Origin of the sequence: Lactobacillus sp. W8172 (assembly GCF_016102055.1) — a bacterium.
Lineage (GTDB): Bacteria > Bacillota > Bacilli > Lactobacillales > Lactobacillaceae > Lactobacillus > Lactobacillus apis_A.
Genome location: NZ_JACFPG010000004.1, coordinates 1 through 22364 on the forward strand (window position 1 = coordinate 1; position 22364 = coordinate 22364).

At 38.0% G+C, this 22364-nt stretch carries 22 protein-coding genes and 3 tRNA genes; 11 read left to right on the forward strand and 14 right to left on the reverse strand.

Features of this window, described 5'->3' with window-relative positions; translation table 11 throughout:
- Positions 1 to 12 precede the first annotated feature (12 nt).
- Positions 13 to 85 (forward strand) — tRNA-Asn (locus H3R21_RS05710).
- Between the two features lie 54 nt (positions 86 to 139).
- On the opposite strand, the gene H3R21_RS05715 is transcribed toward H3R21_RS05710, so the two are convergent.
- A complete protein-coding gene (locus H3R21_RS05715; RefSeq protein WP_046305805.1) occupies positions 140 to 1066 on the reverse strand; it encodes a LysR family transcriptional regulator in 927 nt (308 codons plus the stop codon).
- Between the two features lie 118 nt (positions 1067 to 1184).
- Here H3R21_RS05715 and H3R21_RS05720 point away from each other — a divergent pair, with 118 nt between their 5' ends.
- The gene (locus H3R21_RS05720; protein WP_198183692.1) at positions 1185 to 3065 is read left to right on the forward strand and encodes a flavocytochrome c; all 1881 of its coding nucleotides are present in this window, start codon (positions 1185 to 1187) and stop codon (positions 3063 to 3065) included.
- A 234-nt stretch (positions 3066 to 3299) separates the two neighbouring features.
- On the opposite strand, the gene H3R21_RS05725 is transcribed toward H3R21_RS05720, so the two are convergent.
- The 5 genes from H3R21_RS05725 to H3R21_RS05745 all read right to left on the reverse strand — a co-directional run bounded on the left by H3R21_RS05725 (position 3300) and on the right by H3R21_RS05745 (position 7083).
- Positions 3300 to 3530 carry a cytochrome b5 domain-containing protein gene (locus tag H3R21_RS05725; protein ID WP_046305809.1) on the reverse strand — a complete coding sequence of 77 codons (231 nt, stop codon included), beginning with the start codon at positions 3528 to 3530 and terminating at the stop codon, positions 3300 to 3302.
- Positions 3531 to 3603: 73 nt separating this feature from the next.
- The gene (locus H3R21_RS05730; protein WP_198183694.1) at positions 3604 to 4491 is read right to left on the reverse strand and encodes a lysophospholipid acyltransferase family protein; all 888 of its coding nucleotides are present in this window, start codon (positions 4489 to 4491) and stop codon (positions 3604 to 3606) included.
- Complete coding sequence (locus H3R21_RS05735) at positions 4488 to 5435, reverse strand: glycosyltransferase family 8 protein (RefSeq protein WP_198183696.1); 948 nt, start codon at positions 5433 to 5435, stop codon at positions 4488 to 4490. The genes H3R21_RS05730 and H3R21_RS05735 overlap by 4 nt, the downstream gene beginning before the upstream one ends.
- Positions 5436 to 5459: 24 nt before the next feature.
- The gene (locus H3R21_RS05740; protein ID WP_198183698.1) at positions 5460 to 6305 is read right to left on the reverse strand and encodes a glycosyltransferase family 8 protein; all 846 of its coding nucleotides are present in this window, start codon (positions 6303 to 6305) and stop codon (positions 5460 to 5462) included.
- 10 nt (positions 6306 to 6315) lie between these two features.
- Positions 6316 to 7083, reverse strand: coding sequence for a 1-acyl-sn-glycerol-3-phosphate acyltransferase (locus tag H3R21_RS05745; RefSeq protein WP_198183700.1), 768 nt, complete (start codon positions 7081 to 7083; stop codon positions 6316 to 6318).
- A gap of 272 nt (positions 7084 to 7355) precedes the next feature.
- Between H3R21_RS05745 and H3R21_RS05750 the strand changes: the two genes are divergently transcribed.
- Positions 7356 to 7493, forward strand: a complete 138-nt coding sequence (locus tag H3R21_RS05750) for a hypothetical protein (protein ID WP_198183702.1) — start codon at positions 7356 to 7358, stop codon at positions 7491 to 7493.
- Positions 7494 to 7590: 97 nt separating this feature from the next.
- Here H3R21_RS05750 and H3R21_RS05755 read toward each other — a convergent pair whose 3' ends face one another.
- The 8 genes from H3R21_RS05755 to H3R21_RS05790 form a co-directional block, all read right to left on the reverse strand.
- Entirely contained in the window at positions 7591 to 8757 is a 1167-nt protein-coding gene (locus H3R21_RS05755) for an SLAP domain-containing protein (RefSeq protein WP_198183704.1), read from the reverse strand.
- A gap of 190 nt (positions 8758 to 8947) precedes the next feature.
- Positions 8948 to 9667, reverse strand: a complete 720-nt coding sequence (locus tag H3R21_RS05760; protein WP_198183706.1) for a DUF4097 family beta strand repeat-containing protein — start codon at positions 9665 to 9667, stop codon at positions 8948 to 8950.
- Positions 9668 to 9796: 129 nt separating this feature from the next.
- A complete protein-coding gene (locus tag H3R21_RS05765) occupies positions 9797 to 10702 on the reverse strand; it encodes a DUF4097 family beta strand repeat-containing protein (RefSeq protein ID WP_198183708.1) in 906 nt (301 codons plus the stop codon).
- 71 nt (positions 10703 to 10773) lie between these two features.
- Positions 10774 to 11040, reverse strand: coding sequence for a hypothetical protein (locus H3R21_RS05770; RefSeq protein ID WP_198183710.1), 267 nt, complete (start codon positions 11038 to 11040; stop codon positions 10774 to 10776).
- A gap of 2 nt (positions 11041 to 11042) precedes the next feature.
- Positions 11043 to 11666 (reverse strand): DUF1700 domain-containing protein, encoded by a 624-nt coding sequence (locus H3R21_RS05775; RefSeq protein ID WP_052726725.1) that lies wholly within the window; start codon positions 11664 to 11666, stop codon positions 11043 to 11045.
- Complete coding sequence (locus H3R21_RS05780) at positions 11650 to 11973, reverse strand: PadR family transcriptional regulator (RefSeq protein WP_046305825.1); 324 nt, start codon at positions 11971 to 11973, stop codon at positions 11650 to 11652. Before H3R21_RS05780 ends, H3R21_RS05775 begins: the two co-directional genes overlap by 17 nt.
- 195 nt (positions 11974 to 12168) lie before the next feature.
- A tRNA-Lys gene (locus H3R21_RS05785) sits at positions 12169 to 12244 on the reverse strand.
- 390 nt (positions 12245 to 12634) lie between these two features.
- Positions 12635 to 12707: transfer RNA gene (locus H3R21_RS05790), tRNA-Lys, on the reverse strand.
- Between the two features lie 137 nt (positions 12708 to 12844).
- Here H3R21_RS05790 and yycF point away from each other — a divergent pair.
- The 8 genes from yycF (at position 12845) to H3R21_RS05830 (ending at position 22211) form a co-directional block, all read left to right on the forward strand.
- Positions 12845 to 13561, forward strand: coding sequence for a response regulator YycF (yycF, locus tag H3R21_RS05795; RefSeq protein ID WP_046305826.1), 717 nt, complete (start codon positions 12845 to 12847; stop codon positions 13559 to 13561).
- Positions 13562 to 13623: 62 nt separating this feature from the next.
- Positions 13624 to 15480 (forward strand): cell wall metabolism sensor histidine kinase WalK, encoded by a 1857-nt coding sequence (gene walK, locus H3R21_RS05800; RefSeq protein WP_046306184.1) that lies wholly within the window; start codon positions 13624 to 13626, stop codon positions 15478 to 15480.
- A complete protein-coding gene (locus H3R21_RS05805) occupies positions 15470 to 16789 on the forward strand; it encodes a hypothetical protein (protein ID WP_232352344.1) in 1320 nt (439 codons plus the stop codon). Before walK ends, H3R21_RS05805 begins: the two co-directional genes overlap by 11 nt.
- Before the next feature lies 1 nt (position 16790).
- Entirely contained in the window at positions 16791 to 17612 is an 822-nt protein-coding gene (locus H3R21_RS05810) for a two-component system regulatory protein YycI (RefSeq protein WP_198183714.1), read from the forward strand.
- Between the two features lie 14 nt (positions 17613 to 17626).
- Positions 17627 to 18424 (forward strand): MBL fold metallo-hydrolase, encoded by a 798-nt coding sequence (locus H3R21_RS05815; RefSeq protein ID WP_198183716.1) that lies wholly within the window; start codon positions 17627 to 17629, stop codon positions 18422 to 18424.
- A 57-nt stretch (positions 18425 to 18481) separates the two neighbouring features.
- Positions 18482 to 19696 (forward strand): S1C family serine protease, encoded by a 1215-nt coding sequence (locus H3R21_RS05820; protein WP_198183718.1) that lies wholly within the window; start codon positions 18482 to 18484, stop codon positions 19694 to 19696.
- A 490-nt stretch (positions 19697 to 20186) separates the two neighbouring features.
- On the forward strand, positions 20187 to 20666 hold the full coding sequence (gene rlmH, locus H3R21_RS05825) for a 23S rRNA (pseudouridine(1915)-N(3))-methyltransferase RlmH (RefSeq protein ID WP_198183720.1): 480 nt from the start codon (positions 20187 to 20189) through the stop codon (positions 20664 to 20666).
- A gap of 132 nt (positions 20667 to 20798) precedes the next feature.
- Positions 20799 to 22211, forward strand: coding sequence for a sucrose-6-phosphate hydrolase (locus tag H3R21_RS05830; protein ID WP_198183722.1), 1413 nt, complete (start codon positions 20799 to 20801; stop codon positions 22209 to 22211).
- Positions 22212 to 22364: the final 153 nt, after the last annotated feature.

A 22364-nucleotide genomic window follows, 5' to 3' on the forward strand; every position in this document is an offset into this window, starting at 1 on the left:
CTTTTTTAATATTCCGGCTTAGCTCAGTTGGTAGAGCGCTTGACTGTTAATCAAGATGTCGTCAGTTCGAGTCTGACAGCCGGAGCAAAGTACAAGAAAAGAGGATCTTTATCGATCCTCTTTTTTGTTGTATTCATATTTATCGGATATTTGGCTGAATGTTCTTTTCCATGAACTTCGCAATCAGTTTTTTGACGCCCTCTTTTTGTTTAATCCCTTTCTTTACTGCAATAAAGTACTTAACGGTAATAATGTTTTTATTTAAGGGTAAAAGATTAATTGGTGTTTGGTTCATACGCTTGATTATACTTGCGGCTGAAATAGTCAAGCCAACTCCTTTAATGGCTAAGTTGGTTGCGGTTAGAATACTATTAGTTTCTAATACGATATTTGGTTTAACATGAAATTTTTGAAATACACCATTAACTTGGTGACGAATAGCGGAATTTGAAGAACTGACAACAAAAGGTTCCTTGATAATTGTTTTGATATCATATTCATCTGGTTCAAGGATAAAGCGCCCTTTTTTAAAGTACTTTGATTTAGGTGAAATAATGATGTAGTAGTTTTCTCCACCATTAACATAAAAGTCCAGCCCACTGCTTAGTGATTCGGGTGTTTGACCAATATAGCAATCTACTTGTTCAGCTAGAAGCTGAGCTTCACTTTTTCTAGGATAAGTCTCCGTTAATTGAATTTTGATGTTAGGATTTTGGGCAAGAAATTCAGGTAAGAGTTCAGGCAGTAAAAAGGTGCCGAGGCTTTCCAGTATTCCTATTCGAACAATTTCTTTGTTAGGATAGGTATAAGGCGTTAGTTTATCTTCTAGCTTTTGGTTATTAGTAATAGCTGTTTCAAGGTACTTATAATAAATTACGCCAGCCTTGGTTAAAGTATAGGGTACAACGTCTCTATTTAGTATTTTAGTGCCCAGCTTGCGCTCAATCCGTTTAATTAGTTGCGTCAAATAAGGCTGAGAAATATAGAGCTCACGTGCTGCACGTGTAAAATTACTTTCCTTTAATAAAACGTCAAGATAATGGATTAAAATTTCTGGATCTTTCATATTCTTCCTCCGATAACATTTTTATTATAGCTTACTTGCTATAAAAGTATTTCAACTAAAAATGGAAAACTAGTAAAATTTAGTTATTAAAGATGTAAATAAGGAGGAATCACTCGAAATGAAACCAGGTACATATGCTGTAGAAGCTAAGGGACACGGCTCAAGTTTTATGCCAATGAAGGTTACACTTTCACAAAATCGGATTGAAGAAATAACAGTCGACTCAAGTGGTGAAACAAAAGGTGTAGCAGACGAAGTTTTTAAACGTTTACCAGAACAAATTATCAATAATCAAACTTTAAACGTAGATGCTGTCAGTGGTGCCACAATTTCAAGTCATGGCGTTGTTGATGGCGTCAGTCAAGCAATCAAAGAGGCCGGCGGCGATCCAGAAGAGTGGGCTAATCGTCCTAAGCCTAGTGCAGATGCAGGACAAGATGAGGAATATAATACCGATGTTGTTGTAATTGGTGCTGGTGGTGCTGGTTTAACTGCAGCAGCACGAACAATTCAAAATAATAAAAAAGTTGTTGTGCTTGAAAAGTATCCTCAAATTGGTGGTAATACTACAAGAGCTGGTGGTCCACTTAATGCGGCTGAGCCAGAATGGCAAAATCAATTTAAAGCTCTTTCTGGTGAAAAAGAAAGTCTTGAAAAGCTTGCTCAAACACCTATTGACGAAATTGATCCTGAATATCAGGAAGATTTTAAGAAGCTGCAACAACAAATTAATGAATATGTTGAATCTGGCGCCGACTATTTGTTTGATTCAGTTTTACTACATGAAATTCAAACTTATTTAGGTGGTAAAAGAACAGACTTAAATGGCAATGAAATTCATGGTAACTATGCTTTAGTTACTGAACTTGTTAACAATGTACTTGATTCAGTTAAGTGGCTAACAGATTTAGGTGTTAAATTTGACCGTTCGGACGTAACAATGCCAGTTGGGGCACTATGGCGTCGTGGTCACAAGCCTGTTGAGCCAATGGGTTATGCCTTTATTCATGTTTTAGGTGATTGGATTGAAGACCATGGTGCTACAGTTTTAACTGAAACAAGGGCAACACATTTAATCATTGAAAATGGCAAAGTTACTGGTGTCGTTGCACAAGGCAGTAATGGCAATAAGATCACTATTCATGCGCAGAAGGTTATTTTGACTTCTGGTGGTTTTGGCGCAAATACCAAAATGGTGCAAAAGTACAATACATACTGGGAACACATTGATGATGATATCGCGACAACTAACTCGCCAGCAATTACCGGTGATGGTATCGCCTTAGGTAAAGAAGCAGGTGCAGACTTAGTTGGTATGGGCTTTATTCAATTGATGCCAGTTTCAGATCCTAAGACAGGTGAATTGTTTACTGGAATTCAAACACCACCAGAAAACTTTATTATGGTTAACCAAAAAGGTGAACGTTTTGTGAACGAGTTTGCAGAACGTGATACCCTTGCCAAAGCCGCAATTGCTAATGGAACTCTATTTTACTTAATTGCAGACGATAAAATTAAAAAGACAGCCTACAATACCACAGAAGAATCACTCGAAGCTCAAGTTAAGGCAGGAACTCTTCTAAAAGCTGATACATTAGAAGAATTAGCTGAAAAAGCTGGCATGAATCCAGATACATTAGTTAATACTATTAAGAAATATAATTCATATGTTGATGCCGGAAATGATCCAGAATTTGGTAAAAGTGCATTCAACCTTAAGTGTGAAGTTGCACCATTTTATGCAACACCACGTAAACCAGCAATTCATCACACAATGGGTGGTTTAAAGATTAATCCAAAGGCACAAGTACTTGGTGAAAAAGATCAAGTGATTCCTGGCTTGTATGCGGCCGGTGAAGTTGCCGGTGGATTGCACGCTGGTAACCGTCTTGGCGGTAACTCCTTGGCTGATATTTTTACCTTTGGTCGTATTGCTGCTGATACAGCATGCAGTGAAATTGAAGACACTGATGCCGTAAGTGGTGCGTCACAACATTAATCACATTGTAATTTTTGCATGAACGAAAAATACTAGTTAATCTAAATAGATTAGCTAGTATTTTTTTGTTCTAGACAATGTAGCCTTTTTCTAAACCCAAAAAGATAGTCACAATTAATATGTCGGCACAGCCACCTAAGCTATAGTTCTTTTCCGAACATTACTGGTTTAATTTGTGCTGAGCCCAAAAATTTGTGTTCTGTTTACTTTTTAAAACTTGAACCTAGTAGAAGATTAACCTTCGTAGGTACCAACTTCTTTTAAGTTGCCTAAAACACTTTTACCGTGAGGTGATTGGCCAATTGCAACAGTTAAGTCTTGACCAGCTAAATTGCCGTGGTGTTCACCTTCAGCCCAGTGTGGGTTACCAGTTACATCGTAAACGACGCCGTCAATTGCAACGTATGCTGGATTACCATTTTTACCATCAAATTTTGCCAATGATTCTTTTGTAAATTTCTCCATCAGAAAAACTCCTTTTCTAGAACTAAAATAATTTAGTAAATTACTATATGATAGTCCTTAAAAACAATTAAGTCTATTTCTTTGCTTTGCTATTTTGATAGTCATAGCGCCAACCGGCAATGTCCCATGGGGTAAAAGTTGGGTCCAATTGGCGGTGATAGGCTTCCTCGAAGGCTTTAACTTTTTGTTGATAGTCCTGAGCAAGCATTTTTTTGGAATTTTCATTAGCACTTAATTTAACATCTGGGTAAATTGTTGGTAAAACATGAACAATATACTTAGTTTGATAAAAGTTAGGATGATCTTTTTCTAATTTATCTTTTTCTTGAATTTCAACAAAAGTTGAAACAATTGGGACGTTTTGTTGAGCAGCAAAATAATACGCACCACGTTGAAGTTTACGCGGCTTGCGGTAGTTCCACCACATTTCTTGCTCAGGGAAGATTAAAACCCAATTATTTTTTGCTAACTCATCATGAAGGTGCTTGGGAAATTCAGTACCAATGTAGCTTGGGCTTTTGATCAGTGGAATAGTGCCAACGTAATTCATCAGGTAACTTAAGATGCCAGGAAGTTTAAGGTTGGTGTCCTCGATTGCAATTGCCAGGTGATGGTGAGTTTTATTAGCTAAGTGCTTAATCGGAAGAGAGTCAATCTGATTGAAATGGTTAGCTGTGATAATTGCTCCACCGTCAGGTAGATTATTGAGATTTTCCAGACCGATGAAAGTAGTGTCGGAAGTTAAAACCTTAGTTAAAGTATTGAACAAAAGGTGTCCCAATTTGTCGTTAGTTTTACCTTTAAAAGTGCTTTGTTCAGCCCAAAAGTTATTAACTAGATTTTTACGTTCATCCAATGATAAAACCGGATCACCAACTTCTACTTTGGCACTCCAATCACCTTTGGCAACAGCTTTTTCAATGTTCTTAATTACTCTTACTCGATCGTCGCCGATAATCATAAGCTAACTGATCCTCGCTTTTTAACCTGTGCCCAGTTGTTCGGGTCCTTAACTGTTTTGTCTTCCTTAGCCAACATGTGGTCAAGCTTGCCACGGTCTTGCTCGCGCTGCTCTTCAGTGTAATTATCAAGTTCTGCTTTCAACTCAGAATAAAACTTGGTTTCTTTTGCACTGTCCCAGAAGTATTTTTCGTATTGAACATTGGTAAAACGCCATGGTTTAAAGAAGAGGTTGTAGTGAATTAAGCTTGGATTAGCAAGTGGAGCGGTATTTTCGTTTGGCATCGCATCCCATTTAGAATCAAGGTGCAGAATACGCTCGTCGCCCATTTCGTTGAGGTAGTCTTGATCTGGTGCAATACAATCGAAATGGTATGTTTCAAGTAAATCCATAAAGTGCTCAATGAATTTTTCATCACGAAATGCCTTACAATTAAGAACTAGCATTCCAGAATTAATGTATTTTTTAGGATCAAGTGCCAGAACGTCTTTAATGTAAGCGATCATTTTAGGAACAAACTGGATGGATGTATCAGTGCATGCCCCAAAAAGGTGATTGCCTAATTCTGTGTCATATAACTTGCCAATATCATCGTTGACAATGGTATCGCTATCGATATAAATGGCCTTGTCGTATTGTGGAAATAGGTCTGGAATAAAGAGCCGGTAAAAAATGGACATGGTGAAGAAATCAGCTCGTAAATAGTTTTCGCTTCTATTTTGAATAGGCGCAACAATCTCATCATTAATTTTGAAAAATTCGATATGGACGTTGTCTGAACCTAGATCAGTCAAGTCTTGCTTATGTTCAGCAGTAAGATCCTGGCTTAAGAAGTAAACCGTATAGTCCTTTTGATGATCTGCATGTTTTACTAATGAATTTAGTGAAACAGCGGCATATTTAGTGAAGTCATCGCTAATTGCGTAAAAAACTGGAATTGTCATTTATATTTTCTCCATTTTAAAAATTTAGTCTTTATCTTTAACCAAGTTATCTTTGGTGCCAAGGTACTCTGTCAAAATGTCATCGTATTCATGCAATTTCAGCACGTCGTGAACCTGTTCAACTTGCCACGGCTTGACTGTTTGGGTGTGAAAAACGGGCCAAAAGCGGAAACTGGTTGTAAAATGCTGAATTACTGTATCAGGTTGCAATTTGTATTGCTCGTTATAGCGCCGTGGTGCAAGCTTTTTTTCACTTGCAAAACGATTAAGTGCAGTCTGGTCTGGCATTAAAACAGTTCTGGTTTGCAAGAGGTGTCTAATCTTAGCAAACAAGTTGGTTTTTCTAATTTCTGGCAAATTAAGCAGAAGAACTCCTGAGTTAACATAATCAAAAACGCGGTGTTGGTGCAGATTATGGAAAAAGAAACGTCCCCAGTAATCAAGTACGCCAACAAATTCAGTGTCTGTTAGGTCTTGATGGTAAAATTCAGCAAGGCTTTGTCTGACGATTACATCAGCGTCAAGATAGAGAATTTTGTCTGGTAGTTGTGGTATTTCATCTGCATAGAGGCGCAACATTGCATAAGGAGTGAAATGCGTGCTCATGTTTGCTACCAATGGTTCTCTGACAAACAGGCCAGTACAATCCATTAATTTTAAAGTACTATTTGGATTCTGCTTAACTAAGAGTGATTGCAAATAGTCTGCCGCATGCTTACTGAACGGACTGAACTTCTTTTTAAAGCTTTGGGTGTACATTGTCAGAATGTAAATATGGAGTTCTTCTGAACCGCTATTTTTTAATAAAGAAAGAATAGCAATAAGAATGCCATTTTCGGCGTTGTGGTCGCCGCAAAAAAGAATATTCATGTTGAACTCCTTAAACTAAATTTTTGTGATACGTGCAGTATTCGTAGTTACTTTTTTCTGCACGTTTTTGCATCGCAGAAAAGATCTGCTCGTGCAGTTTTTGTTGCTGCGCTTTTTTATCAAGATGAGTATCTGGGTAAAAAGGACCGTCAATAAAAACAGTGATTTTGGGTTTAGAGCCGTGTTTAGGCTTTGAATAGGTCGTTGTCATGCAAAAGCTAGGAGCATTTGCAGCAATCGGGAAGTGCATACTAGTAGAAGAGAATGGCCTGATTTTGGTGTAGTAGGGCCAAACATGAGCTTCGGGGTAAATGACTACGACCTTGCCGGCTTTGATAACAGTTGAAACAGCACGAATCAATTTACCTGATTGTTCAAGGTTCTCACCGATAGGCAGGCCGAAATAAGGCAAAACGAGTTTTCCTAATACTGGGATGCCCCAATTTGCTTGAGCTCCAATTGCGTAATAGCGTTTAGCATCAATAATACTTAGAGGCAAAACCGCATCACCAAACGCTTGGGTGTGGTTGCCATAAAGAAAAAAGCCTTGCCTGCCAGCTTTTGCTAATTTCTCCTTGCCTTCAATACGAGCATTGAGGATTAGGCGGATGTAAACAAAGCTAACTAGATGTGCGAGCGGACGCACAATGACCGACCAGATTTTACCGATGCGAGAAGTAGGAAAAATTGAATAGTCATTAGGCAATTGATAACTCTGATTATGGCTATCGACTAAATCATCAGTTTCGTGTTGGTAGTAGTATGTATGCTTACCCATGAAACCCTTCTTTCAATAACAATATTAAACAATTTTATCATGAAACTTGAAAGAATAAAAAGATGTTAATATTTTTTCCATTTTATAAAAAGTTATCTCTATGTTTAATTAAAATACAACTATCTAATAACTTTTATTATTTAGTAGATGATAAAGACATGTTGCTGAAATTTTAAAATAAATAGTTTGAAAGTAGTAAGTGATTTCTATTTAGTAGACAGAATATAAGTGTATCAAAGTCATAATATGTAATAACAAAAAGCAGGGAACAAATGAAATATACAATCGACGACTTTGCGCATTTGATTGATTATACTAACTTATGTGCTGATGCAACTAATGAAGTACAATCTAAGTTTTGTACGAGGAGTTACAAGGGGAACGAAATTGGCTCCTGTTACCAAATTTAATGATAGAGTTAATGCAGTCATTGATCGTTAACCAGTTGTTCTTACAAATAAAAAGGCATTACTTAAATGAGTAATGCCTTTTATGACTTATTTTGAATTAGTTAGCGTTATAGTAATTCGCCCAATCAGAACTTGTTCCAGCTACTTCGATAAAGACTAAACCAACGGTAGAGCTGGTTCCGCTCCAATTATAGTTTAACCCCAGAGCGCCAAAAGCTTTTTTATCAAATAGACCTAAAATTTTGCTTTCATAATACGGGTCATTTTTTAAGCTATTAAAAATTTCTGTAGCAACATGTTCAGGATTGCGGTCTTTGATATTAAAAACTGCTGGCGCCCCAAGATAATTACCATAGTATTTATAGTTATCTACTGCTTGAACAGCGTTCATTCCATTACTTGCTAAAGTTGGCAGGTAATGGGCTACATCTCCATTGTTAATATCTTCTGAATACAAAAACATATTATCAGTAGAAGAAGATACTTTTGCAATAAATGTATCTAATTCGTGGTTAGATTTGTATGGAGCATATCCGTTGGAACTTCTATAATTTTGAATTTTTTGCCACAAAGCTGTTTGAATTTCTGAAAGCTCACTATCTGAAAAATATACCAATTCACGGCTTTTATTTTTGATATTCGATAGCATGTAGTCAATTTCAGCTTGCGTTGGCCTATCACGTCTGCTTTCAGTATCTTCAAGTTTATTATTGTCCTTATCATTGCTATTCCCTGGTGTAGTAGGTGTAGTTTCTCCAAGAACAATTGCGTCACTTGCACTAATGTACTTATTACCCTTTAGAGCGTAGAATTGACTACCATTAATTAAAGTTTTGCCTTGTACCCGTTCAACTAGACCCTTTTTTAAAATTGTCCCTGTTGCTTTACCGTTTGCGTCGTATAACGGAGCTGCTTTTGTTAACTGAACTAAAAAGGCTGAACTAGCTGGGTTACCACTAGTTTTTAACACATTGGCCTTTTTAATATAGCGTCCTTTACCTACGTTATAGTATTTTTTCCCTTTAATTGTCACTAAGCTATACGCATTAAGAACTCGTCCACTTTTCAGGCTTTTCACACGTTTCCGAACGCCTCGCTTAGTATATACATACGCATTATTTTTAAGCTGTACTTTTGTAGTAGCTGCATTTACTTTTTGCACTAAAACTATCGGGCTACTCTTGCCACTCAAACTAGCAGAGCCAAATCCTAGTAGGGTAATACCTGCAAAGCTGACTAGCATTTTTTTATTTACTTTTTTCATTTTTAACACCTGTTAGATAATAACTTATACACCCATATCCAATATGCTTATAATACCCTGTATAGTTCGGAAGCACAATTGTATCAAGTACCGTGGAGACAGTAATTCATTTGTCATTGATGTCCAACGCTAATTTTTAGACATAAAAAAGTCTTACTTTAACCAAAACAAGTTAAAGTAAGACTTCTTTTTATATAATCTTGATTGATCCTACTGCGCTTTGGACCGTTAAGTAATCTTTGCCCGTACCTTCATGATAAAAATGGTGCAGCTTTCGGTGGCCACGATAATTAATCGAACCCATCACATTTGAGAGATCATACTCCGTTTCTTGATCAGCAGCAGTAGCTTTTAATGAGCCAGCGGCTAGTTCAAAGTGATTGTTTCCGTGTAATTGCTCTATTTTAACCGATCCAGCAGAAAGTGTTGCATTCAAGTTTGTCTTACAGTGTGAAATGCTTAAACTGCCAGCGTTAAGATTGACTTTAGCACGGTCTTTTACGGTAATTTCTGTTAACTGTAATGATCCAGCAGATAAGTATAAGTCAAGTTGTTGCATACTGAAACCAGCTAAGCTAATATCACTTACATTATTTCCAATTTTGACAGAATCAAGTGAAGTCCCATTAGGAATAGTAATAATTAACTTAGGGATGTCTGACAGATGGATATTTTTCTGCTTTCTATTTTCATCTTTTTCTTTAATAAGTAGTGTTTGGTCTTCAACACTAAAACTGATTCGACTTTGATCTTTATCATAAACTGTTGCCTGATAGTCTGTACCTGCATGGATATTAACACTAAAAAGATAAAGGTCAGCCTTAATATTGATGAATGAGGGTAAATCAATATGGTAAGATTTAAAATTGTTATTTTGAGAATTGTTCCCGTGTTTAAACCAGTTGCTCATAAGTGAATACCTCTATTTAATATTAATTTAATTAATCATAGCACTGAAAGTAGTGGTTGAGCAATATAAAAAAGCCTTGTACGAGTATGAAAAACTAGTACAAGACTTTGATTTGGCGAAAAAATGCTCTTAGTTGATTTTTATTTCGCCATCTGAGCAGACTACTTTAAGAAGTGGAGTACCTTTGATGGATTCGCTAAAGTGCTTTCTGTAACTATGGCCATGATAGTTGATATTTTCATCATCATCGTCGTATGAGGCAATTGAAAGAAGGCAACTGGTTTTAGAAATTTGGCTTGCCTGAAAATCACCATCATTTAAGTTAAATAAACAGTCGTCAAGAATTTTTGAGTTGTTGATGTTAGCATCGCCATCATTAAGTGAAGCATTTGTCTTAAGGTGACAATTTGTGACAGTTAGGTCTCCAGAATTTAAGTTAAGGATGCTTTTGGAAAGAGATGAATCGGTAAGCGTCAGGTCACCGTCATCGAGATAGAAGCTAGCATTTTTGACATTAACATGATTAACAGTAGCGTCGCCATATTGAAGCTGTAAATCAATTTTGGTAATTGTCAGATCACGTAGACTAAAGTTGCCTTCTGAACAAGAGCCATCAATATTTTCTAGGGTTTTATTTTTTGGAACAGTGATTGTTATGCGATAACCATCATCATGTGAACCATTGTCAGTGATAATTAATTGATGGTCTGTGACTTCTATCCCGACTTTTTTAGGGTCGTGGCCGACAACCGTGACTTGAAATTTTTCGCCGCGAGCAATTTGTACATCTGGTTGATCGACGTTGAGTTTAATGCTAGAAAAAGGCTTGATCTGAGTGATTTTAGTAGCAGTCTTTACTTTATTGGCACTTTGCTTGCCATGATTGAAGAAATTGTTAGCACGCTCAATCATGGAAGACCTTTTACCTGAACCGACAAGGTCGGCCTCTTGCTCACCATGATTTACCTTGCCAATAATGAGTAAGGCAAGTCCTAATGTAAGAATAGTAATACCTATTATGTGGATTTTTTTCATTATAAAGGGCTCCTTATAAAATTTAATGGATTAAAATACTTCCATCTGTGCTATCAATGCGGCTAGCAGGTTTATTTTCTTAGTGTCTGCACCATGACTGCCGCTAATTGTAATTTGAACTTTTCTCCCGTTGCAATTCTGATATCAGGGCGATAACATTTTAGCTGAATTTGATCAAACTCATTCACGTTAAAAGTGTGACTCTGGTTCCTACTTTGCCGGTGCTGTGGACGAGCTGGTGTAGGCTGAGGTGAATGACTGGTTCCTACTTTGCTTACGCTAAATAAAAATAGCCCAATGATGATAAGTAACCCGCCAATTTTATAAAGTTTCTTCATTTTTAATTCTCTTTATGATTTTTATTGGTCTGAAAATAGTTTTTCTTTAAAACATTTTTCCCTAAATTACGCATTGCTGTTGTACATTTGGCAATAAGAAAATCGACTGACTTGACAAGCCACGGTAAAAGTAAAAGAACAATCCCGATTGCGATCAGTGCTTTCCCTAAATAAAGGCTACCAGCGGCCCAGCTACCCGTGAACAGGAGAGCAATGGCCTTAACTAGGAGAAAACCTTGTTTAAGGAAGAATGTGAAGACGATAACTGCTAAGGTTACTAAAAAAGCTAAACAAACGGCAAGGAAGGCAAAAATCAATAAAATTAGGGGGATACCGATAGGGGCGGCACAAATTCCTAGCAGGATATACCAAATTGCTTTTAAATTTGACCGAGGCGTCGTTGCTTTAACTGAAGCAGAATCGCTATTAGTTGAATAGTCGGCTAGTATTTTAATTGATAACTGTTTTGGTGTGCCTAGTTCTTGTTCAATGGTCGAGCGCCTGACAAAATCGCCATCCAGTAAAAATTCACGATAAAATTCGAGCACGTCTTGACGCTCTTTTTCTGGTAAGCCACTTAGGTCTTGTTCCAGCTCAAAAATATAATCATCAATTACTTTGGTCATTTTGTCCTCCTAACACTTGATCAACATTTGTACTAAAACCCTGCCACTCATCTTGGATTGTTTGGAGTAATTCAATGCCATCATCAGTGATGTGGTAGTAGCGCCTGTTACGCCCTTGGTATGGTTCATCGTAAGTTGTTAAGTAATTATTTTTCTTTAAGCGCCGTAATACCGGATAAATGGTTGACTCGGAGATCTCGAAAACTTTTTGAACGTTTTGTGTCAAAGCGTAGCCATACAAGTCATTTTGCTTTAAAAAAGCTAAAACAGCACCATCCAATAAACGTGTTGGTATTTGGATTGCCATGCTTTGCTCCCTCCTTATATTATATGCTATATAATATTCTAATTTAGTCTTAATTCGTAGGCAAGCATAAATTACCGCAGTACTATAAAAAGACTGAAAACAAAAAGACGACTAAGTCAATTAGTCGTCTGATACTTGTTTGATTCAAAAAGAAAATAAAAAAAGCACCGACTACTTGCAGTGCCATTTCCATTATGGTGGGTGGCCAGGGGCTCGAACCCTGGACCCACGGATTAAGAGTCCGTTGCTCTACCAACTGAGCTAGCCACCCATGTCTTACCGACAGTTAAATATAATAGCAACTATTTCATACTTTGACAAGGGGTTTAGCAAAAATAATTATGAATTTTGCTCTAATTGACCTATTTTTCCGTATGCAATAACTGAGTGTCTTAATTTGCTGAAATGCGTAAGCTAAAAAATTGACTAGCACTTGGCAAAGGTAATAAGATAATGCAGCTGCTAAAAGCAGCAATAAGTCAGGACTATTGCCGCAAACTACACACAAATAAAGGTAAGTATGTAATTAAAAACTAAGTTTAACTATAGCCCAATTACTATTTGGCTGGATATTTGACCGTGTTAAAAGGTGTGGCATAGTCCGTTTATTAGAAAACAAAAAAGCAACAATTCTGTGCAATTGTTGCTTTTTCCTTTATGATGGGTGGCCAGGGGCTCGAACCCTGGACCCACGGATTAAGAGTCCGTTGCTCTACCAACTGAGCTAGCCACCCAAATGCTGTCTTGTACAGCCGACGGGAACTATTATGCTATTAAATTGGTTAAAATGCAAGACTTTTTATTAAGTTTTTGTGACTTTTTTGGCTAATAAGGGAAAAAACAGTATAATGGTAAGCAAAGGAGGCTTTCGATGCCAAAGAAAATTCTCGTTGTCGATGACGAAAAACCAATATCAGATATTATTAAGTTTAATCTGACCAAGGAGGGCTTCGACGTCGACACTGCCTATGATGGAGAAGAAGCCATTAAAAAAGTAGATGAATACGATCCGGATTTAATGATTTTGGATTTAATGCTGCCTAAAAAGGATGGCTTAGATGTTGCACGTGAAGTTCGGCAAACTCATGATTTACCAATTATCATGGTTACGGCCAAAGACACGGAGATCGATAAGGTGCTGGGCTTAGAAATGGGTGCTGATGACTATGTTACCAAACCATTTTCTAACCGCGAACTTGTTGCTCGAGTTAAGGCTAATTTGCGGCGCCGCAATATCGCTGAAAAAGTAGAAAGTACTAATGAAGATACTTCTACTAAAAATATTACAATTGGTAACTTGGTGATTATGCCAGATGCTTATATAGTAGAAAAAGAGGGTAAGAAAATTGAACTTACCCACCGTGAATTCGAGTTACTCTACTATTTAGCTCAGCATATGGACCAAGTAATGACACGTGAGCACTTGTTACAAACAGTTTGGGGCTACGACTATTTTGGTGATGTCCGCACTGTTGATGTAACTGTTCACCGTCTACGTGAAAAAATAGAAGATAACCCAATCCAACCGCAGATTTTAGTGACTCGTCGTGGTGTTGGCTACTATGTAAAACAGCCTACTGAGGAATAATGAAGAAAGCCCGCAGAACTACTTTATGCGCGGCTTTCTTTTTATATTTAGCTTTTATGAATATGAAAAAATTAAAAAATAAGTTTAAACATCTAACGATTTCGATTAATACTACTTTAGCCGCTGTCTTTATGGCGATGATCATTGCTACGATTGAAGTAATTGGTGCCTATTTTACAAGGCAATTGGAACAAAATAGTATTGAAAACTTTCAATCTTCAATTCAGGTGCTGCCAATTGTCAGTAATCAGTTGTCTACGCAGCTGTTAAAAGATGATAAGCACACTGACAGTAAACTTAACCGGATTGTTAGTGATTATAGTAACGGAATTGGTACCATTAGTGAAATTATTGTAGTCGACAATAAAGACATTATTCGTGCTGTTTCTAATATCAATGATAAAAACCGGATAGGGCAGCGTGTAAATAATACTTTGGTCAAACAAGTAACTTCAACTGGCAGGCAAGCAACTAAGGTAGTTAGTGATCACGGTGACTACATGATTCAAGTGACGCCGCTTAATGCGGGGAATGGCTCCGCTAACACTGTTGGCGCAATTTATGTCCGTGCTTCAATGCAGGGCGTCTTTAATGATCTCCGGAATATTTCTTTGATGTTCCTAGTAACATCGTTAATTGCCGCGGTAATGGGCGCTATTTTATCGCTGGTCGTTTCGCATGCGATTACGAAGCCAATCGAAGAAATGCAGAGTCAAGCTCTTAATATCGCTGATGGTGATTATTCGAGCCAGGTTAAAATCTATTCAAATGATGAGTTGGGCCAATTGGGTCAGGCTTTTAATACGTTATCGGTCCGAATTGAACGATCGCAAGAAGAATCCGAAAGTGAGCAGCGACGATTAGATAGCGTTTTGTCCCACATGAGTGATGGCGTGCTAGCAACTGATCGTCACGGCAACGTTAATGTCGTTAACCAAATGGCACTTAGCTTTTTGAACACAACTGAAGCAGAAATTATTAATAAACCTATCGCTTCCGTTCTAGGATTAGATGAAACTTCGCAAGATTTAATTGCCAGTCAAAAAGGTGAGGTTATTACTATTAATAAAGGAACGCGTGACGAGGTAATTCTGCATGCGAGTTTCTCCCTTATTAAGCGAGTAACGGGCTTTGTTTCAGGTAGCGTTTGTGTTTTACACGATATTACGGAACAGCAAAAAAATGAAAATTCACAAAAGCAATTTGTTTCCAATGTTTCGCATGAGTTGCGCACGCCGCTAACTAGTTTACATGCTTACATTGAAACATTAAATGAGGGCGCATGGAAAGATCCTGACATTGCACCGCAATTTTTACAGGTTACCCAAGAAGAAACTGAACGCATGATTCGGATGATTAATGAGCTGCTAAGTCTGTCACGAATGGACCGTGGTGTTTCGAAGATTGACGTGGAATGGGTTAACTTCAATGATTTTGTGGCTCATATTTTAGATCGTTTTGATATGATCGTGAAAACAGATGCAAAAGAAGGTAAGAAAAAATATACCATTAAACGGAAACTGGGCTCACAGGCTCTATGGGTTGAAATTGATACTGATAAATTTGCGCAGGTCATCGATAATATTATGAACAACGCAATTAAGTATTCGCCTGATGGAGGTGTAATTACTGTTAAATTAAGACAGGAGCAACAAAAAATCGTTCTCAGTATCAGTGACCAAGGCCTGGGAATTCCGCGAGAGAATCTAGGTAAAATTTTTGATCGCTTTTATCGGGTTGATAAGGCAAGATCACGTGAGCAAGGCGGAACAGGTCTTGGCCTTGCCATTGCTAAAGAAATTGTTAATGAGCATCATGGTAAAATCTGGGCTAACAGTAGTGAAGGTAAGGGCTCAACTTTCTACATTTCATTGCCATATGAACCAATGAGTGAGGGGGATGATTGGGATGAAGTCTAAATTCAAAATCGGTGATCTATTGTTGTCACTGGGAACGGTCATTGTCTTTGTGCTCTCGATTGTTTTGTGGACCTTCATTATGACAAACGACCAATATTTTAGTCGCATCGATCAGACCAACAGTGTTACACAACATACACATAACCAGCGCGGTCAAGCATTTAACAATTTGTATGTACCAACAAGCTCATATGGCTTTGAAAATGGGCAGCCGTATCGCTTATATGATGCCAAAAAGAACTTGCCATTGGAATTTGCCAAAGAACTAAAAAGCGTTAAATACTGGGGAATTAAAACAATCAGTTCGGATCAAAAGTCTTACGAAAAGATGCTCAATAATTCGGTCTATTTGCAATTAACTTTTCCTAACGAAATTAGCGTTAATTTGTTTACTAAGAGAAAACTAACAAATAAGGATAAAAAGTTTCGACGCGCTTTTGTTTCGGCAAGTAATGATTCCCTTTATCTGGGTAATGATAAAACAACAACGATCTATCGTATTAATTTAGCTAACGCTGATTTTAGTCTTCTGCGTGAATATGCCGATAATATCAAAGGCAAAAAGCCAGTTAAATTCGTGCGCACGAAAGATAGCTACGAAACTTTTTACACAAAACAAGAAAATTGGCGTGTATACAGCTACTTAACGACTAAGCAGACCGACTCTTATTTTGTTTCGCGTTTGCTAGGTACAACAAATGTCACTTCACGGGCTAGCAAAAAGGACTGGACAACTTATTCACTTAACTACTACACGAAGTTACGTGTGCCAAGTGCAGCAAGTGAACGTAATGATTTACTTTATACCCGTTATGAAAAGCAAAAGGAAATGACGGTCAACGATCGCTTGCTAAATAGTATTGAGCTAGTACATAAACTGGGCTTGAGTGAACAGGATTTAAGATATTTTGACTCTTCAAATGAAATTACTTGCTACAGTAACTATATTGAAGGGATGCCAGTTTTTATGGGGCAGCATGATCCGCAAATTAGTACAAAATTGACGCAGGATACTGTAGAAGTTGCTTTTAACAATCTAGATTTGCAAATACCGATTCCGTTCGATGGTCAAACGCGGACACTGGAGCCAACGGATGAAGTTGTTCAGCAACTCGTAAATAACGGCTTAAAGAAAGCGGAAATTCAGCGCGTTATTGTCGCTTTTAGGGTAGAAAAAGACAGCAGCCACGACAACTTGGTTAACTTGATCCCTGTCTACTTCGTCAAAGCTTATGATCAGTGGAAGAGTGTCGAGGAATGGAAGCAGACAGATATCACTAGCTTAGCAAGACAGGAGGCAAAGAAGTAAGATGGACAGAAAAAGAATTGAATGGCTCTTCTTCATTGTTTTCTTATTAATCGATTTGTATCTCGGAATTGAGATTTGGCGTTCACCAATTAGCTTGAGTACCACAGCCGGTAATGCTTCTACTAGTATTCGTGCGGAAATGCGTGCAGATGGGATAGATATTCCAGTTCATCTCTCGCATAAGCAACAATCAGGCTACTATTTAGCTGCTAAAAACCGTGATCATCTTTCACATACAGCAAATAGTTTGCCACAAGTATCGACCCACTACTCTAAGAGCGATAATTCGTTAACGGGTACGCCGAAGACAGCGGTGCTTTTAAATGGTAGCCATAAAAAGATTTTGGAGCAGCTAGAACAATTTAAAAATGATCCGGCTAATGTTCCCTATGGCAAGGACTTTACTTATGATGCCAGCATGTCGGGCGAAGGCGCATATTGTTACATTCAAAAAACCAGCTATGGGCAAATTTATGACAGTGATGCCCAATTAACTATTAACGTCCACAATGGTCAAATCACTAACTATACAATTTCTTATATGGGACCAGTTAGTTCCGTTCGCGAACCGCAGCTGATTATTAGTGCATGGCACGCAGTTAAAGCAATGTATACGGACCGTGAAATTGCCAATAATTCACGTGTAATTCAAGTTAAACTGGGTTATTCCAAGTTAACTGAGGTTCGGGGTAGTACCATTTTGTTGCCAACTTGGTTAATTCTAGTAGAAAACAAAACGACTAAAAATGTCACGGTTAAACGTGTCAATGCGTTTACAGCACAGATTTTACAAAGTGGATCGTATAATGTGCAGAAAAATTAGAAAGGAAAAAGCGTGTGCGCGTTTCTGTTTTAGCTAGCGGCTCAACAGGCAATACCAGTCTGATTGAAACACCGCAGCATAAAGTTTTAATGGATGCAGGTTTGTCAGGAAAAAAGATTGCGTCATTACTGGCAGATGTTGGAGTTGATATCAAAGAAATCGATATGGTTTTTTTGAGTCACGATCATTCAGACCATAGTAAAGGGTTAGGTGTCTTAATGAGACGCTATCCCCAAATTGCTGCTTTTTCTAATAGTGGAACTTGGTCATATTTGACTGAGTCACAAAAAATTGGTCAAATTCCGGTCGAACAAATAAATGTTATTGAGCCGGGGCAAACAAAGACGTTTGGCGACCTTGATGTAACTGCATTTGCAACTAGTCATGATGCCGCTGAACCACAGTATTATGTTTTCACTAGTGGTGGCAAAAGAATGGCTTTTTTAACAGATACGGGTTATGTTTCTAGTAAGGTGAAGGACGTCATTTCCGACGCTGATGCATATATGATGGAATTCAATTACGATGATATGATGCTACGTAATGGACCATATTCTTGGAATTTAAAGCAACGCATTTTATCTGATGTTGGTCACTTATCGAATGAGGATGCTGCCATGGCACTTTTAGATGTTGTTTCAAGCAAGACACAGCGTATTTACATGGCACACCGCAGTCAACATAACAACACGGCCAAGCTAGCATATGATGCTGCTAAGCAGGTTTTAATAAATGGCGATGCTCCTTTGCCGTCCGATGTGCAGCTCATCATGACTGACGCGGATAAACCGACGAATTTAGAACAAATTTAAGGTTATTGAATAACAATTTTCAGTATACTAGATTAAATACTTAAAGGAGATTAAAAAATGGACAATCGAAACCCTAGACATAGACAAAATGGTTTAGTTAAGACGGCTATCGTTGGCGTTGTTGCGGGACTAATTGGTGGTGGAGCTTCATACTTTGCCATTGATCAGATGAATAATGCTAATTTAAATAGCAATGATGCACAAACAAGTATTACTTCTAGTAGTTCAAAGACTTCAAAAAATAGTGCTAAAACAAGTGGCACAATGACTCCTGCATATAATGATGTTAAAGGAGCTGTTGTTTCTGTCATTAACTTAAAGCGCCAATCAAGTAGTAGTAGTAACTCAATTTTTGATATTTTTGGCGATGATCAAGATGACGGTAAAAAAGAGCGTGGCAAGCTCCAAACCTATAGTGAAGGTTCCGGCGTTATTTACATGAAAACGGGGAATAAAGGCTATATCGTCACTAACAACCACGTTGTTTCAGGTAGTGACAAGGTAAAGGTAATGCTGTCTAATGGTAAAACAGTAGACGCGCGAATTGTTGGAACTGACGCAACAACTGACTTGGCAGTTTTAGCAATCGATGCCGGCTACGTCACCCAGACAGCTGAATTTGGTGATTCTAAGACCCTGCAGGCTGGACAAACTGTTATTGCAGTTGGATCACCGCTGGGTAGTGAATACGCCTCAACGGTTACGCAGGGGATCATTTCAGCGCCTGCACGTAGCATTACGACGTCTTCTGCTAACCAACAAACGGTTATCCAAACTGACGCTGCTATCAATCCAGGTAATTCAGGTGGTGCACTAGTTAACTCTGCTGGGCAAGTGATTGGGATTAACTCAATGAAACTTTCTCAATCAAGTGATGGTACTTCAGTTGAAGGAATGGGATTTGCAATTCCTTCTAACGAAGTAGTCAATATTGTTAACCAACTTGTTAAAAAGGGTAAGATCGTTAGACCACAACTTGGCGTTAAGGTCATTGCTTTGCAAGGAATACCTTCAAGTTACCGCAAACACCTCAATATTAAGTCCAATTTAAAGGACGGAATATATGTCGCAACTGTGAACAAGAATAGCTCTGCCGCACATGCAGGAATTAAAATTGGCGATGTAATAATTAAGGTTGACAACAAAACAGTCTCAGATGTCGCATCGTTACACACCATTTTGTATAATCACAAAATTGGTGATGCGGTGACTTTAACCGTTAACCGTGGTGGAAAAGAAATTAATTTACGTGCAAAACTTGAATCTAATTAGTTTTGAGAATATTCATTAATTAAAGATAAGAAAGGCTATATCAAGCGATTTTAATTGCTGGCATAGCTTTTTTATTAACAAAATAATTGCGGAACAAAAAATAGTTCGACTTTTTAGGCTGTCAAGGAAAAACTATTTTGAAATAACTTGTTGATAACTGTGGAAAACTTTGTGGATTGTGCATAAATATGGGGTAGTAGTTGTAAGATCACTGTGCATAACCTGTGACTTGTGTGTAAACAATAACACTAAGTAGTTAAAACAAACAACTGTTCAAACCGGTGCAACAACGATTAGAGCCTAAAGTTTGTGAATAATAATTATCAAAAGGCAAAATGTGGGTAAATTTGACAAACCAGGCCAAATTTTTTTAAGTAGCACTAGGTATCGGTCCCTTTTGCAAGAGGGGCACAAAATATAGAAAAAGTTTATTCACAGGTGTGGAAAAACTAGGTGGAAACAATGCGAATTAGGGGATAAAATAGGAATCATGAATATTAAGATTGTATGCGTAGGCAAATTAAAGGAAAAATATTTCAAGGACGCAATTGCGGAATATCAAAAAAGACTGAGTCGCTTTGCAAAAATAGAAATTGTGCAAGTCCCAGACGAGAAGGCACCTGAGAAGCTCAGTGAGGCACAGCAGGAGCAAGTCAAGGAGCTTGAGGGTGACAGAATTTTAAGCAAAATAAAGGAGCGTGAGTACGTTTATGTAACTGCAATTAAGGGTAAGGAACGTACTAGTGAGGAGTTTGCAAAAGAACTGAGTGACTTGGCTCTCTACGGTCATTCGGACGTAACTTTTGTAATTGGTGGCAGTCTTGGAACAAGTCAGGCTGTGAATAAGCGTGCAGATGATTTGATTAGCTTTGGCAAACTAACTCTGCCACATCAGCTGATGCGTGTTGTGCTGATTGAACAAATTTATCGCGGGTTTATGATTAATAATGGCAGTCCTTATCATAAGTAGTGTTAATTGAGTTGGGGGAAAACTGCCACGTTAAAAGGGAACAAATTATTTTGTTCCCTTTTTATTTGTTTAATTAATAAAGTTCTGCTTTAATGACGGTGAATGAATTTATTCGGTTGAAAGGAGTAAATGATGAAAAAAGCAGTCCAAGTAACAAACGAGCGCTATCGCTTAAATTATCACATTTCAACGCCTGCAGGTTGGTTGAATGATCCAAATGGCTTTTCTTATTTTAAGGGCTACTATCATATTTTTTATCAATATCATCCTTACTCAGCTGAATGGGGACCAATGCACTGGGGACACTGTCGCAGTAAGGACTTAGTGCATTGGGAAGAATTACCAATTGCCCTTTCTCCTGACAGCGAGCCAGACTGTGATGGCTGCTATTCAGGTAGTGCAATTGAAAAAGACGATCGTCTCTTTCTTATTTATACCGGAAATCGCTACTGTGACAATAAGCACGAGCAATTCTGTCAAACGCAAAATGTGGCCTTTAGTGAAGACGGTGTGCATTTTAAAAAGTATGACCATAACCCGGTTATTGAGTCTGCTCCTGTTGATAACTCGGAACACTTTCGTGACCCTAAAGTGTGGCGCCATAACGACAAATTTTATTTGGTAATAGGAAGTCAAAGTAAAGAAGGACTGGGACGAGTCTTGACCTACCAGTCAAATGACTTATACCACTGGCAATATTTAGGGCCAATCGCTGAAGCCATAAATGTTGCTGAAGAAGGTTATATGTGGGAGTGCCCTGACCTCTTTTCTTTAAATGGTAAGGATATTTTGCTTTGCTCACCACAAGGCATCGAGTCAGCCAGTAAAAAGTACTTAAATTGCCACCAAACAGGTTATTTTGTTGGCCAGATGGATTATCAAAATAATCGTTTTGAACATGGCAGCTTTACCGAACTAGATCATGGACATGATTTTTATGCTGCACAAACAATGCGCACGCCAGATAACAGGCAAATTCTATTTGGCTGGATGGACATGTGGCATTCAAACTTTCCCGAGCAGGCAGACGGGTGGTCAGGAGCATTAACTTTGCCGCGTGAACTGAAGTTAAAAGATAATCGCTTGCTGATGACACCGGTGGAAGAACTAATAGCATTGCGGCAGAAAAAAGAAGTGGACCAGAAACTTGCTGTGGAAAATGAACAGATCAATGTTTCTGACGCCCAACATGTAGAACTACTGTTAAACTTTTCATTAGAAAATTGGCAAGGTAAGCAGATAGTATTTACTTTGAAAGAAAGCATGGGCAACATCTTAACGCTAACTTTTAATAGTGCTACAAATGAAGTCGTTATAAAGCGCAGCGATAAAAAGCCAAATGATGCTAAGCGCTTTGGCCAGGTGAATACAAGTGATGAACTTAAACTCCGCATTTTTATCGATACAAGCTCGGTTGAGTTCTTTATAAATGATGGGGAATTAGTCTTTTCAGAACGCTACTATACTGAGCATGAACCAAGGATAGTTTTAACTGCAGATAAGCCAGTTATGACTCAAATAACTGCGTATAATTTAAGCAAATAGTATTAAGCTTATTGGTCTAAAAATTGAATCAACAATATTGATGATTATTTACTAAAGCTTGGTGTCGATACTCAATCGGCATCAGGCCTTTTAGTGTAGCCTTAATTCAGGTGCAATTTCTCAGGGCAGCATGATGGAATATTGTTGCGTTTA

What these genes read in the sequence shown, in the direction of transcription:
- H3R21_RS05750 (WP_198183702.1), top strand. Translation starts at nt 7,356, where the DNA reads ATGAAATATACAATCGACGACTTTGCGCATTTGATTGATTATACTAAC.
- H3R21_RS05760 (WP_198183706.1), bottom strand. Translation starts at nt 9,667, where the DNA reads ATGAGCAACTGGTTTAAACACGGGAACAATTCTCAAAATAACAATTTT.
- H3R21_RS05765 (WP_198183708.1), bottom strand. Translation starts at nt 10,702, where the DNA reads ATGAAAAAAATCCACATAATAGGTATTACTATTCTTACATTAGGACTT.
- H3R21_RS05810 (WP_198183714.1), top strand. Translation starts at nt 16,791, where the DNA reads ATGGACAGAAAAAGAATTGAATGGCTCTTCTTCATTGTTTTCTTATTA.
- H3R21_RS05735 (WP_198183696.1), bottom strand. Translation starts at nt 5,435, where the DNA reads ATGACAATTCCAGTTTTTTACGCAATTAGCGATGACTTCACTAAATAT.
- H3R21_RS05830 (WP_198183722.1), top strand. Translation starts at nt 20,799, where the DNA reads ATGAAAAAAGCAGTCCAAGTAACAAACGAGCGCTATCGCTTAAATTAT.
- H3R21_RS05720 (WP_198183692.1), top strand. Translation starts at nt 1,185, where the DNA reads ATGAAACCAGGTACATATGCTGTAGAAGCTAAGGGACACGGCTCAAGT.
- H3R21_RS05755 (WP_198183704.1), bottom strand. Translation starts at nt 8,757, where the DNA reads ATGAAAAAAGTAAATAAAAAAATGCTAGTCAGCTTTGCAGGTATTACC.
- H3R21_RS05770 (WP_198183710.1), bottom strand. Translation starts at nt 11,040, where the DNA reads ATGAAGAAACTTTATAAAATTGGCGGGTTACTTATCATCATTGGGCTA.
- H3R21_RS05775 (WP_052726725.1), bottom strand. Translation starts at nt 11,666, where the DNA reads ATGACCAAAGTAATTGATGATTATATTTTTGAGCTGGAACAAGACCTA.
- H3R21_RS05730 (WP_198183694.1), bottom strand. Translation starts at nt 4,491, where the DNA reads ATGATTATCGGCGACGATCGAGTAAGAGTAATTAAGAACATTGAAAAA.
- H3R21_RS05745 (WP_198183700.1), bottom strand. Translation starts at nt 7,083, where the DNA reads ATGGGTAAGCATACATACTACTACCAACACGAAACTGATGATTTAGTC.
- H3R21_RS05780 (WP_046305825.1), bottom strand. Translation starts at nt 11,973, where the DNA reads ATGGCAATCCAAATACCAACACGTTTATTGGATGGTGCTGTTTTAGCT.
- rlmH (WP_198183720.1), top strand. Translation starts at nt 20,187, where the DNA reads ATGAATATTAAGATTGTATGCGTAGGCAAATTAAAGGAAAAATATTTC.
- H3R21_RS05740 (WP_198183698.1), bottom strand. Translation starts at nt 6,305, where the DNA reads ATGAATATTCTTTTTTGCGGCGACCACAACGCCGAAAATGGCATTCTT.
- walK (WP_046306184.1), top strand. Translation starts at nt 13,624, where the DNA reads ATGAAAAAATTAAAAAATAAGTTTAAACATCTAACGATTTCGATTAAT.
- H3R21_RS05820 (WP_198183718.1), top strand. Translation starts at nt 18,482, where the DNA reads ATGGACAATCGAAACCCTAGACATAGACAAAATGGTTTAGTTAAGACG.
- yycF (WP_046305826.1), top strand. Translation starts at nt 12,845, where the DNA reads ATGCCAAAGAAAATTCTCGTTGTCGATGACGAAAAACCAATATCAGAT.
- H3R21_RS05805 (WP_232352344.1), top strand. Translation starts at nt 15,470, where the DNA reads ATGAAGTCTAAATTCAAAATCGGTGATCTATTGTTGTCACTGGGAACG.
- H3R21_RS05725 (WP_046305809.1), bottom strand. Translation starts at nt 3,530, where the DNA reads ATGGAGAAATTTACAAAAGAATCATTGGCAAAATTTGATGGTAAAAAT.
- H3R21_RS05715 (WP_046305805.1), bottom strand. Translation starts at nt 1,066, where the DNA reads ATGAAAGATCCAGAAATTTTAATCCATTATCTTGACGTTTTATTAAAG.